The 12,481-nt window shown below is 73.9% G+C and carries 9 protein-coding genes; 8 read left to right on the top strand and 1 reads right to left on the bottom strand.

Going from position 1 to position 12,481, the window contains the following annotated elements:
* Nucleotide 1 precedes the first annotated feature (1 nt).
* The 8 genes from ACFZAX_RS21360 (at nucleotide 2) to moeZ (ending at nucleotide 10,618) form a co-directional block, all read left to right on the top strand.
* Nucleotides 2–985, top strand: a complete 984-nt coding sequence (locus tag ACFZAX_RS21360; RefSeq protein ID WP_390963417.1) for an ABC transporter permease subunit — start codon at nucleotides 2–4, stop codon at nucleotides 983–985.
* Nucleotides 982–1,971, top strand: coding sequence for an ABC transporter permease subunit (locus ACFZAX_RS21355; RefSeq protein ID WP_390963416.1), 990 nt, complete (start codon nucleotides 982–984; stop codon nucleotides 1,969–1,971). Before ACFZAX_RS21360 ends, ACFZAX_RS21355 begins: the two co-directional genes overlap by 4 nt.
* Nucleotides 1,968–3,611, top strand: a complete 1,644-nt coding sequence (locus ACFZAX_RS21350; protein WP_390963415.1) for a dipeptide ABC transporter ATP-binding protein — start codon at nucleotides 1,968–1,970, stop codon at nucleotides 3,609–3,611. The genes ACFZAX_RS21355 and ACFZAX_RS21350 overlap by 4 nt, the downstream gene beginning before the upstream one ends.
* A 198-nt stretch (nucleotides 3,612–3,809) precedes the next feature.
* Nucleotides 3,810–5,888, top strand: a complete 2,079-nt coding sequence (locus tag ACFZAX_RS21345; RefSeq protein WP_390963413.1) for a DUF3492 domain-containing protein — start codon at nucleotides 3,810–3,812, stop codon at nucleotides 5,886–5,888.
* Complete coding sequence (locus ACFZAX_RS21340; protein ID WP_390963412.1) at nucleotides 5,881–7,260, top strand: hypothetical protein; 1,380 nt, start codon at nucleotides 5,881–5,883, stop codon at nucleotides 7,258–7,260. The genes ACFZAX_RS21345 and ACFZAX_RS21340 overlap by 8 nt, the downstream gene beginning before the upstream one ends.
* Nucleotides 7,261–7,567: 307 nt before the next feature.
* Nucleotides 7,568–8,533, top strand: a complete 966-nt coding sequence (locus tag ACFZAX_RS21335; protein WP_328719545.1) for an NAD-dependent epimerase/dehydratase family protein — start codon at nucleotides 7,568–7,570, stop codon at nucleotides 8,531–8,533.
* Nucleotides 8,521–9,354 carry a phage tail protein gene (locus tag ACFZAX_RS21330; RefSeq protein WP_390963411.1) on the top strand — a complete coding sequence of 278 codons (834 nt, stop codon included), beginning with the start codon at nucleotides 8,521–8,523 and terminating at the stop codon, nucleotides 9,352–9,354. Before ACFZAX_RS21335 ends, ACFZAX_RS21330 begins: the two co-directional genes overlap by 13 nt.
* An 85-nt stretch (nucleotides 9,355–9,439) precedes the next feature.
* Nucleotides 9,440–10,618, top strand: a complete 1,179-nt coding sequence (gene moeZ, locus ACFZAX_RS21325; protein ID WP_390963410.1) for an adenylyltransferase/sulfurtransferase MoeZ — start codon at nucleotides 9,440–9,442, stop codon at nucleotides 10,616–10,618.
* 238 nt (nucleotides 10,619–10,856) lie between these two features.
* On the opposite strand, the gene ACFZAX_RS21320 is transcribed toward moeZ, so the two are convergent.
* Nucleotides 10,857–12,443, bottom strand: a complete 1,587-nt coding sequence (locus tag ACFZAX_RS21320) for an alpha/beta fold hydrolase (RefSeq protein WP_390963409.1) — start codon at nucleotides 12,441–12,443, stop codon at nucleotides 10,857–10,859.
* Nucleotides 12,444–12,481 lie beyond the last annotated feature (38 nt).

The following is a 12,481-nucleotide window of genomic DNA, read 5'->3' as shown; positions in this document are numbered from 1 at the left end:
CATGGCCGAAGCACTGCCGGCCCCGGAGGCGGGGACCGACACGGCCCCCGCCTCCGGGGCGCTCCCGTTCCGGCGCCGGCTCCGCGCCCGCCGCTCCGCACTCGTGGCTGCCGTCGTCGTCGCGCTGCTCGCCCTCGTCGCCCTGGCCGCCCCGCTGCTCGCGGCGGTCGAGGGCCAGGACCCCAACGCCTTCCACGCCGAGCTGGTGGACTCCGCGACCGGCGGCGTCCCCCTCGGCTCCTTCGGCGGCATCAGCGCCGACCACTGGCTCGGCGTCGAACCCCTCACCGGACGCGACCTGTTCGCCCGCGTCGTCTACGGCGCCCGCGTCTCGCTCGGCGTGGCACTCGCCGCCACCCTGGTGCAGGTCGCCATCGGCGTCACCCTGGGCATGGCGGCCGGACTCGGCAACCGCCTCGTCGACCAGGTCATCAGCCGTACCACCGACATCGTCGTCGCCCTCCCCGTCATGGTCACCGCGCTCGGCGCGCTCGCCGTGGTCCCCGCGGGCTTCCCCCGCCCCGTGCTGATCGCGGGCATGGTCGGGCTCGTCGGCTGGGCGCACCTCTCCAAGGTCGTCCGCGCCCAGACCCTCGCCCTCAGACGGACCGACCACGTCTCCGCCGCCCGGCTCAGCGGCTGGAGCGGCACGCGGATCGCCCGGCGCGAACTGCTGCCCGGCCTCGCCGCACCCGTCATCACGTACGCCGTGCTGCTCTTCCCCGGCAACATCGTCATGGAGGCCGCGCTGTCCTTCCTCGGCGTGGGCATCAAGCCGCCCACGCCGTCCTGGGGACAGATGCTCAGCGACGCGGACACCTGGTACCAGGCCGCACCGACCTACCTGCTCGTCCCCGCCCTGCTCCTCTTCGTCACCGTGCTGGCGCTGACGGTGCTGGGCGAGGGGGTGCGCAACGCCCTGGACCCCCGGGTCGCCTCGCGGCTCCGGGTCGGCACCGGCACCGGGAAGGAGGCCGGCGCATGACCCGGTTCCTGCTGCGGCGCCTCGGCGGAGCGCTCCTCGTGCTCTTCGCCCTGAGCGTCCTCGTGTACGCCGTCTTCTACGTCGCCCCGGGCGACGTCGCGCAGATCGCCTGCGGCCCGCGCTGCTCGCCCGCGCAGGTCGCTCAGGTCACCGCGCAACTCCGGCTCGACGACCCGGTGTACGTGCAGTACGCCCACTTCGTCCAGTCCCTCCTCACCGGCCACGACTACTCGACCGGCACCGGCACCGAGCACTGCCCGGCCCCCTGCCTCGGCCGCTCCTACCGGGACGACGAGCAGGTCATGCGGCTGATCGTCACCAAGCTTCCCGCCACCGCCTCGCTCGCCGCCGGCGCCTTCGTGCTCTGGATCCTCGTCGGGGTCGGGACCGGGCTGCTCTCGGTGTGGCGGCGCGGCCGGGCGACCGAGCGGATTCTCACCGGGGTGACGCTCGCGGGCATGGCCACGCCCGTGTTCGTACTGGGCCTGATGCTGATCATCGTCTGCTGCTCGACGCTGCAGATCCTCCCGTTCCCCGTCTACGTCCCGCTGACCGACGACCCCGAACAGTGGTTCTGGAACCTGCTGCTGCCCTGGGTCTCGCTGGCCCTCGTCTCCGCCGCCCCGTACGCCCGGATGACCCGCGCGGCGATGCTGGAGACCCTCGCCGAGGACCATGTGCGCACCTTCCGCGCCTACGGGGTGAGCGAGCGGCGGATCGTCGCCAGGCACGCCCTGCGCGGAGCGCTCGCGCCCGTGATCGCGCTCGGCGCGGTGGACATCGGCGCGATGTTCGGGGGCGCCGTGCTCACCGAGTCGCTCTTCAACATCCCCGGCGTCGGCCGGGAACTCGTCGATGCCGTACAGACCGTCGATCTCCCCGTCGTCGTCGGACTGGTGCTCGTCACCGGATTCTTCGTCGTCCTCGCCAACGTCGTCGCGGACATCCTCCACGCGGCGGCCGACCGTCGGGTGGTGCTGTCATGAGCTTGGTCGAGGTATCCGGTCTCACCATCGACTTCGGCGGCGTGCGCGCCGTCGACGACCTCTCCTTCACCCTGGAGAAGGGCGCCGCGCTGGGGGTCGTCGGGGAGTCCGGCTCCGGCAAGAGCGCCTCCGCGTACGCCCTGCTCGGCCTCCACCGGGGGACCGGGGCGGTCGTGGGCGGCTCGGTCACGGTGGCCGGGGTCGACGTGCAGGCGGCGGACGACGCGGGACTGCGGGCGCTGCGCGGCGCCAAAGCCGCCATGGTGTTCCAGGACCCGCTCTCCTCGCTCGACCCCTACTACGCCGTCGGCGACCAGATCGCCGAGGTGTACCGGGTGCACCACCGGGTCTCCCGGCGCGCCGCCCGGGCCCGCGCGGTGGACGTCCTCGGCCGGGTCGGCATCCCGGACCCGGTGCGCCGTTCGCGCTCCCGGCCGCACGAGTTCTCCGGCGGCATGCGGCAGCGGGTGCTCATCGCGATGGCGCTGGCCTGCGAGCCCGAACTGCTCGTCGCCGACGAACCGACCACCGCGCTGGACGTCACCGTGCAGGCGCAGGTCCTCGACCTGCTCCACGACCTCCGCCGGGAGACCGGCATGGGACTGCTGCTCGTCACCCACGACGTCGGGGTCGCCGCCTCGACCGTCGACGACATCCTGGTGATGCGGGGCGGCCGGGACGTCGAACGCGGGCCGGTCGCGGAGGTACTGGGCGCGCCCCGGCACCCGTACACCCGCGCACTGCTGTCGGCCGTTCCCCGTGTCGACGCGCCGCGCGACCGGCGCGTTCCCGCGGTCCCCGTGTCCGGGACCGCCGGAACGGTCGAGCCACTGCTGGAAGCGGTGGACCTGCGGTGCGAGTTCGGCCGGGGACGCGACCGGGTCACCGCCGTGGACGGCGTGTCACTCACCCTCCGGGCCGGTGAGACGCTCGGCATCGTCGGCGAGAGCGGAAGCGGCAAGACCACCCTCGGGCGCATGCTGGTGCGGCTGCTCGACCCGACCGGCGGCCGGCTCCGCTACGCGGGCACGGAGATCGGCTCGCTGTCGGCGAGGGAACTGCTCCCGCACCGGCGCGAGCTCCAGATGGTCTTCCAGGACCCGGTCGCCTCCCTCAACCCGAGGCGGTCCGTGGGCGAGTCCGTCGCCGACCCGCTGCGCGCGGCGGGCGAACGCGACGACACCCGCATCCGGCGCAGGGTCCGCGAACTCCTGGAACGCGTGGGGCTGGACGCGGACCGGTACGACAGTTACCCGCACGAGTTCAGCGGCGGGCAGCGCCAGCGCGTCGGGATCGCCCGCGCGCTCGCCGCCGGACCCCGGGTCATCGTCTGCGACGAGCCCGTCTCCGCGCTCGACGTCACCACGCAGGCCCAGGTCGTCGCGCTCCTCGCCGAACTCCAGCGGGAGCTCGGAATCGGGCTCGTCTTCATCGCCCACGACCTCGCCGTGGTCCGGCAGGTCAGCGACCGGGTCGCGGTCATGCGCCACGGCCGGATCGTCGAACACGGTGCCGTCGACGAGGTGTACGGCTCTCCCGAGGACCCGTACACCCGGCAACTCCTGGCCGCCGTGCCCGCCCTCGATCCGGGGGAGGCGGCGGCCCGGCGGGCCGCGCGCAGGGAGCTCGCCGCGACCTGACGGGGCGTGGAGCGGAGGCGCGCGGAGAGGTGTTTCGCGGCGAAACGCACAAAGGCCGGGAAAGTTACGCCGGTTCACCCCTTCTGGTGGCGTGACGGACAACCGTCCGTCGCGCCACCGGCGTATCCGCTTACGGTCGTCCCGACGCTGGTCACCGGCCAACGGTGGCCGCCCACATGGGAGATCGGGGGTGTACTCGTGCGTATCGGCCTGCTCACCGACGGCGGTTATCCGTATGCGGACGGTGAGTCCAGACTGTGGTGCGACCGCTTGGTGCGTGGTCTGCCCCAGCACGAGTTCGACCTCTACGCGCTGAGCCGCTCCGCCCGCCAGGAGCAGCTCGGGTGGGTGAGCCTGCCGCCCCAGGTGGGGCAGGTACGGACCGCGCCACTCTGGACCACGCCGTCCGGTTTCCCGGACGCGAGCGCGCGTCAGGAAGATCGAGGCGGCTGCCTCACCCGGCTCGTGACGGGCGGCGGGGGCTCCTACGGCCGCCGTGAGCGCCGGCGCTTCACGGCGCATCTGACGGCGCTCGCCACGGCGGTCAGCGCCTCCGGTGCCGGTGCCCCGGTGTCCGCCGGGAGCGAGGCACCGGGCGGAGCCGGCCGGGCGGCGGACGGACCTGCCGGACTCTTCGGCGCGGCCCTCTACGGACTCGCCGAACTGGCCAGGGAAAACGGCGGACTGCCCACCGCACTCCGCTCCGAGACGGCCCTGCGCGTGCTGGAATCCGCCTGCCGTGCCCGGGGCACCGGCCGTACCGTCCAGCGCGCCACCGTCACCGACCACCTTGCCTTCGCCACCGAACTCGCCCGTCTGCTGCTGCCGCTCTCGCTCGACTGGTACACCGCCGAGGCGCTCGGCGGCGTCGATGTCTGCCACGCGGCCTCCGGTGGCGCCGCCGCCCTCCCCGGACTGCTGGCCAAACGCTTCTTCGGCGTTCCCCTCCTGGTCACCGAGCACGGCCTGCCGCTCCGCACGCACTACCTCTCCGGCACGGACGCGCCGTTCGGTGCGCCGGTACGCACCCTGCTCGCCAACTTCCACGCCCTCCTGGCGGGCGAGGTCTACCGCCAGGCCGCCGTCGTCACCCCCGGCAACACCCACGTACGCCGCTGGCAGCAGCGCTGCGGCGCGGACGCCTCGAAGCTGCGCACGGTGTACCCGGGCATGGAGACCGGGCGCTTCCCGCAGGTGGGCGGGGGCGACAGCGCCGGCCCGGACACCCTGGTCTGGGTGGGCCGGGTCGAGCCCGCCAAGGACCTCGTCGCCCTGCTGCACGCCTTCGCCGAGGTGCACCGGGCCGAACCCGGGACCCGGCTGAGGATCTTCGGTGTCCCCGCCGAGGGTGCCGAAGGCGCCGCGTACCTCGCGCACTGCCGCGCCCTGGCGGACCTGCTCTTCCCCGGGACCACCGCCGGGGACACGGCCGGGGTCGGGGACACGGCCGAGGCCGTGGACGCGCCGGGGGACGGGGACCGGGGCGGGGACACGCGGGGAGCGGGCAGGTCCGGGGCCGCAGGGCCCGGGGCCGTGGAACGCCCGGTCTCCTTCGAGGAGACCGGCGGAGCTTTCGGAGCGGACGACCTCGCCGGGGCGTACGCGGCGGGCGGGGTCGTGGTGCTGTCCAGCGTGGTCGAGGGCTTTCCGATCAGCCTGGTGGAAGCGATGTTCTGCGGGCGCGCCACCGTCTCGACGGACGTGGGCGCGGTGGCCGAAGTCATCGGTGGTACCGGGCTCGTGGTCCCCCCGCGCGACACCCCGGCGCTCGCCGGCGCCTGCCTCGCGCTGCTGCGCGACCCGGAGCGCCGTGCGCGTCTGGGCGAGGCGGCGCGGGAGCGCGCCCTCGAACTCTTCACCGTGGAGCAGAACCTCGCCGCCTTCCGGGCGCTCTACCGGGAGCTGACCACGGGCCGCGCGCCGCACCCCACGGGCACCGCCCCCGCCGTCGGCCCCCCGGCGGCCGGGAGCGGCGGAGCGCCGGACGCCTCGGCGCCCCGCCCCTTCGCGGTCCCGCCCGAGGAGCACGTACGCCACGGCCGGCCCCGCGCCGAACCGGTGGGGCGACGGCCCGTCAGGGCGGCCACCGGGCGGACCAGGACCCCGGCCTGGGCCGGGGCGCCCGGGAAGGCCGTGGCCGGGAAGGCCGTGCCGGGGAAGGCGGCCGTGCCGGGGAAGGCGGCCGTGGCCGGGAAGGTGGCTGTGGCCGGGAAGGCGTCCGTGGCCGGGAAGGTCGGCGTCGCCGCGACGGCCGGAGCGGGGGACGGCGATGCGTGACCCCCTCGACCACCTGTCCGCGCCGGGCAACGAACCGTACGGAGGAACCCTCATGGGCCGCGCGCCCGAAGCCCTCGACGTGCCGAACGCTCCCTCGTCCGCCCCGGCTTCAAGCGCCCCCGCGCCACCCGCCCCGGTGGCCGAGCACGTCCCGGAGGAGCACGCGAGGACGGAGCCCGCGGAGGCGGCAGGCGTCTCGGCGAGGGGCATCGCGGCGACGGGCACCGAGGCGGCGGACGCGGCACCGATCGTCCCCGCACCGCCCGCCCCCGCGCGGCCGGCCGTCCCCTCCCCGAGGGCCGTCCCCACGCCGGCCGACCCCGTGCGCGCCCTGCTCCACCGCCACCGCGAGCTCTGCGAACACGCCGTCGACCCGCTGGAGATCGCCGCCGGTCTGGAGGCGCACGGCCTCACCGACCGGGCTGCCGCCCGCTACCGACACCGGGACGTCTTCTCGCTGGCCGAGGAGCTCTACGCCCGGGTCCCCCGGCCCGCCACCGGCCCGGTGCGGGCGGCGGCCGACCCGCGGACCGGGCACGATCCCGACCACCGTGCCGCCTGGACCCTGCACGCCCTGCTGCCCGGTGCCGCCTGCCTCGCCACCGTCGGAGCGCTCCGGGTGACGGAGGGGGCGCTCGGTACCGGCGCACGGAACGTCCTGACGGCCGCCGGTGTCCTGCTGGTCTTCCTGGCGCTCCGGTCCGCCCTGGCCACCGGCCCGTTGCACGCCCCGGCGGGCTCCGGCCGGACCGCCCGCTACACCTGCTGGCTCCTCGGCTACGCGGTGTACGGGGAGGAGCTGCTCGCCCAGGTCCTCAGCGGCGGCCCGGACGGCCATTGGCCCGGCACCCCGGCCCCGCTCCTCGGTCTCTCCCTCGCCGTGGTCCCGGCCGCCTGGTGCGCCCACCTCTTCGCCGCGCGCGCCCGGCGCAAACTCGGTGGCAGCCGCGCGCTGGAGGAGTTCGGAGCGGGGGTGCGTCCGGTGCTGCTGACGAGCGTCGCGCTCTTCCTCGCCGCCCTCCTGCCGCTCATGCTCCTCGCCGACCTCGGGTACGGCGGGCACGGCGTCCCGCTCTCGGCCTACGCCCTCGGGCTGCTGCTCTTCCTGGCCCGGCTGGAGACCGCGCACGGCCTCCCGGCCCCGGCCGTCACCGCGCTGGCCGCCGCCTGCGCGGTCGAGGCGGCGGCCCCCCTCCTCGTGCTGAGCGGCCGGCTGCCGGGCCTCGGTCTCCTGGCCCGGCCCGTCGACCTGCTGGTGATGGCGGGCGGTACCGGCGCCGTACCCGCCCTGGCCTGCGGCGGTGCCGCGCTCGGCCTGCTGGCGCACGCAGCCGTGGCGCTCTCCCGCGCCTCCGCCCACCACCGGCACTGACCCCCGCGCGCCGACACCGGGCGCACCGGCACCGGGCACCGAGTGCCGATGTACCGCGCGCCGGCCGCGAGGGGCGCCGCCGCAGGGGCCGTGCCCGGTCCGGGCCGAAGACCGCACCATCCCGTACCACCGTGCCCCACCCCGTACCACCGTGCCCCACCCCGTACTTCCCACCGCCCGCGGAGCCGACGCCGCGGGAGACCCGTACCGCACACGCCTTTCACGCCTTTTCCATCAAGGAGAAACCGGACATGACCCGCCGAACCGCCGCACCGGCCACTCGCCGCCGGCACCCAGGGAGTGCACGATGAGGGTTCTGCTGCTCGGCGCCAACGGATTCCTCGGCCGCTTCGTCGCGGACCGCCTGCTGGCCGACCCGGCCGTCCACCTCACGGCCCTCGGCCGGGGCGACGACGCCGACGTACGGTTCGACCTCGCGGGCGGCAGCCCAGGGGCGCTCACCCGCTTCCTGGACGCCGTCCACCCCGGGGTCGTCGTCAACTGCGCCGGGGCCACCCGGGGCCAGGCCCGCGAACTGACCCGGCACAACACCGTCGCCGTCGCCACCGTCTGCGAGGCACTGCGCCGCAGTGGCTGCGGGGCGCGGCTCGTCCAGGTCGGCTGCGCCTCGGAGTACGGGCCCTCGCAGCCGGGATCCTCCACCGCCGAGGACGCCGTACCCCGCCCCGGCGGCCCGTACGGCGTCAGCAAGCTCGCCGCCACCGAACTCGTCCTCGGCTCCGGGCTCGACGCGGTCGTGCTGCGGGTCTTCTCGCCGGTCGGTCCCGGCACCCCGGCCGGCTCCCCGCTCGGCCGGCTCGCCGAGGCCATGCGCCGCGCCATGCAGTCCGGCGACGGCGAGCTGAAGCTCAGCGGCCTGGGCGTCCAGCGCGACTTCGTCGACGTACGGGACGTGGCGCGGGCCGTGCACGCCGCCTCGCTCTCCGCCGCCCAGGGTGTCGTCAACATCGGTACCGGCCGGGCCGTCCGGCTGCGCGACGCCGCCGCGGTCCTCGCCCGGGTCTCCGGGTTCGCCGGTGTGCTCCACGAGTTGGAGGTGCCGCCCGGCCGCCTACCGATCGGCGCCCAGCGCACCTCCGCCGAATCGGTGATGGAGCACCTCGCGGCCACCCCGTCGCCCTACCCGGACGGCTGCGGTGCCTGGCAGCAGGCCGATGTGCGCACCGCCCGCGACCGACTGGGCTGGCGCCCCCGGATCAACTTGGAGGAGTCCCTCGCCGATATCTGGATGGAGGCGGCGTGCCGCATCTGACCGGCACCGGAACGGCCCGCCGGGCGAGCGGCAACGAGCAGATGGGTTTCGGTGTGCCTGGATACGCTCACCCGTTGCTCGCCCCCACCGAGTGGGCGGAACTCACCCGCCCCGGGACCCCGTTGCACTGGGCGGTCCTCAACATCGCGGACGGGCCGGGCACCCGGCCCGATCCGCACTGCCTGGAGGCGGCGGGAAAACTGCACAACGCCCGGGAGCGTGCCCTGCAGGGGCGCGCTCCCGGCGCCGCCGCGCCGGGCGGCCGGCTGCTCGGACACCTCGACCTGGTCCACGGGGCACGGCCGTTCGGCGATCTCGTCGTGGACGCCAAGCGGTTCCTGGACTGGTACCGGGTCGGCGGCTTCTATCTCGGCCGCTGCCCCACCGAGCGGGCCGGTCTCCCGGCGGTCCGCCGGCTCACCGTCACCCTGCGCGAACTGGTCGCGCAGAGCGAAGTCGACCGGGGTGCCCCGGCGGGTGACGGCGGGCGGATCGTGCTGGGGCTCGGCACCCATCCGTACCCCGGTTACGCCGAGGCCGCCGACCAACTCGTCACCTTCCAGGGGTCCTGGCCCGACTACCGCTGGTCGCAGGTGGCCCAGTGGACGGCCGAGTACCCGCCCGAGCGGTTCGCGCACTTCGTCCACGGCGTCCCCCGCACCCACCTGGACGAGGCGATGCGCATCGCGCGGTGGCAGGGCGCCGGCACGATCTTCTTCACCGACCGGGACGGGCGTAACCGACAAACCGACCCATTCGCGGCGCTGCCCGGTTACTGGGACGAAATCGTCTCGCGGATCGGACCGGGTATCTCGGAATGAGTGCGGGCGTGACAGTGTTACCGGGAGAACAACCGTACGCAACTGAAGTACGTAGAAACCGACCACCTGCATTGTTGAGGTTCCTGTGTCGCTGCCACCCTTGGTCGAGCCCGCTGCGGAGCTCACCGTCGATGAGGTCCGCAGGTACTCCCGCCACCTGATCATCCCGGACGTCGGGATGGACGGACAGAAGCGGCTGAAGAACGCGAAGGTGCTCTGTGTCGGCGCCGGCGGCCTCGGCTCGCCCGCCCTGATGTACCTGGCCGCCGCTGGTGTCGGCACGCTCGGCATCGTGGAGTTCGACGAGGTCGACGAGTCGAACCTGCAGCGTCAGATCATCCACAGCCAGGCCGACATCGGCCGCTCCAAGGCCCAGTCGGCCAAGGACTCGGTGCTGGGCATCAACCCGTACGTGAACGTGATCCTGCACGAGGAGCGGCTCGAAGCCGAGAACGTGCTGGAGATCTTCGCCCAGTACGACCTGATCGTGGACGGCACGGACAACTTCGCCACCCGCTATCTGGTCAACGACGCGGCCGTACTGCTGAACAAGCCGTACGTCTGGGGCTCCATCTACCGGTTCGACGGGCAGGCGTCCGTCTTCTGGTCGGAGCACGGCCCCTGCTACCGCTGCCTCTACCCGGAGCCGCCCCCGCCGGGCATGGTCCCCTCCTGCGCCGAGGGCGGGGTGCTGGGCGTGCTCTGCGCGTCCATCGGCTCCATCCAGGTCACCGAGGCCATCAAGCTGCTCGCCGGTGTCGGCGACCCGCTCGTCGGCCGTCTGATGATCTACGACGCGCTGGAGATGCAGTACCGCCAGGTCAAGGTGCGCAAGGACCCCGACTGCGCGGTCTGCGGCGAGAACCCGACCGTCACCGAGCTCATCGACTACGAGGCCTTCTGCGGCGTCGTGTCCGAGGAGGCGCAGGAGGCGGCGCTCGGCTCCACGATCACTCCCAAGCAGCTCAAGGAGTGGATCGACGCCGACGAGAAGATCGAGATCATCGACGTCCGCGAGCCGAACGAGTACGAGATCGTCTCGATCCCGGGCGCCAAGCTGATCCCGAAGAACGAGTTCCTGATGGGCAACGCCCTCCAGGGCCTGCCGCAGGACAAGCGCATCGTCCTGCACTGCAAGACCGGTGTCCGCAGCGCGGAGGTCCTCGCGGTCCTCAAGTCGGCGGGCTTCGCCGACGCGGTGCACGTGGGCGGCGGCGTCATCGGCTGGGTCAACCAGATCGAGCCGTCGAAGCCGGTGTACTAGGCCTTTCCCGCAGGCCCCCGCACAGCGGACGGGCACCCGCCACCAGGTGGCGGGTGCCCGTCCTTCGTTTCAGGGCTGCCTCACAGGGCCTCACCTCATGCGGCAGCCGCCCTTCCCGTGGCACGGCTTCGGCTCGCCGTGGACGTCGTGCTCGTCGTGGCACGGCTGCTTCTTCCCGACCGTGACGCGTGTCCGGTCCCGGTTCGACCGGACGGTGCCGCGCCGTACCGTCGGCCCGTCAGGACGAGCAGACCGAGCCGTCCGCCGGGACCTTCCCGTCCAGGAAGTAGGCGTCCGTCTTCGCGGTCACGCAGGTGCCGTTGCCGTAGGAGCCGTGGCCCTCACCCTTGTTGGTGAGCATCACGCCGACGCCCTTGCCGAGTTCGTCCGCCATCCGCTTCGCACCTTCGTACGGGGTCGCCGGGTCGCCGGTCGTCCCGATCACCAGGATCGGCGCCGCCCCCGGGGCGCTCGTCTCCGGGGTGTCGTGCTCCCCGGCCACCGGCCAGTCCGCGCACCAGCCGGCGGTGTCCCAGGCGAGGAACGGGCCGAAGACCGGCGAGAGCTTCCGGAACTCCGGCAGCAGCGCCCGGGCCTCGTCGGCGGTCGGCCGCGCGGTGCTGTCCGCGCAGGAGATGGCCCGCTGGGACTGCGACATCGTGTCGTAGTGCCCGTTACCGTCCCGGCCGTTGTACGAATCGGCGAGCGCGAGCAGTGTGTTGCCGGTGCCGTTGTTCTCCGCCTCGTCGAGCGCCTGCGTCAGCGTCGGCCAGTTGCCCTGCGAGTAGAGGGGAGCCACGATGCCGGTGACGGCGAGCGACTCGCTGAGCATGCGGCCCGAGTCGGTCGGCAGCGGGTCCTTGTCCAGCTTCGCGAGCAGCCGGGCGATGCGCGCGCTCCCCGCCTCCGGGTCCTCGCCCCGGTCCTGGAGGTAGTTCTCCAGCGCGCGCTGGAAGCCCGTCGCCTGGTTCCGGGCGTGCCCGAGCGTGTCCGCCGTGGGGTCCACGACCGCGTCGAGCACCACCCGGCCGACGTTCTCCGGGAAGAGATGGGCGTACGTACCACCCAGCTCCGTGCCGTACGACATGCCGAAGTAGTACAGCTTCCGGTCACCGAGCACCTGGCGGATCAGGTCCATGTCGCGGGCGGTGTTCGTGGTCGTCAGGTACGGCAGGACCTTCCCGGAGCCCTTCTCGCAGCCGGCGCCCATGTCCGCGCCGTCCTTCAGGAACGCCGCCTCCTCCGCAGGCGTGTCCGGGGTCATGTCGACGCGTTTGAGGGCCGCTTCGGTCGCACCGTCGCTCCGGCAGTCCACGCCCTCGCTGGCCGCGACGCCGCGCGGGTCGAAGCCCACCAGGTCGTAACGGGAGTTGAGCTTCCCGTACGCGGTCGCCGCCTGGGGAAGGATGCTCACCCCGGAGCCGCCCGGACCGCCGAAGTTGAAGAGCAGCGAACCGATCCGCCGTCCGGTGGACGTCGCCTGACGCTTGATCAGAGCGATGCCGATCGTGTCCCCGGCCGGCTTCCGGTAGTCCAGCGGCACCTGGACGGTGGCGCACCGCCAGCGGCTGCCGGGTGCCTCGCCGCCCTCGGGGGCCTCGCACTTCGTCCACTCGGCCTTCTGCGAGGTGAGCGCGACCGGCAGTGCGGTGGAGGCCGGTTCGGGTGTGGCGGTCGCGGAGGCGGCCGGAGTCGCTGCCGCCGCGCTGCCCTTGTCCGAGGGCGCGGCCTCCGTGGAGCCGTCGCAGCCCGCGAGCGCGACCGCGGTGAGCAGCGCCGCCCCCGCCAGAGCCGTGACACGGCGGGCGCGTGGGTGCATGAGCATGGTGTCGTCCTCCCCGATGCCCAGAGCGGTGGATCGCC

Source organism: Streptomyces sp. NPDC008125 (genome assembly GCF_042957125.1).
Taxonomy (GTDB): Bacteria; Actinomycetota; Actinomycetes; order Streptomycetales; family Streptomycetaceae; genus Streptomyces.
The sequence above is the reverse complement of the archived record's forward strand: the minus strand, read 5'-3'. Positions and strand labels throughout refer to the sequence as shown.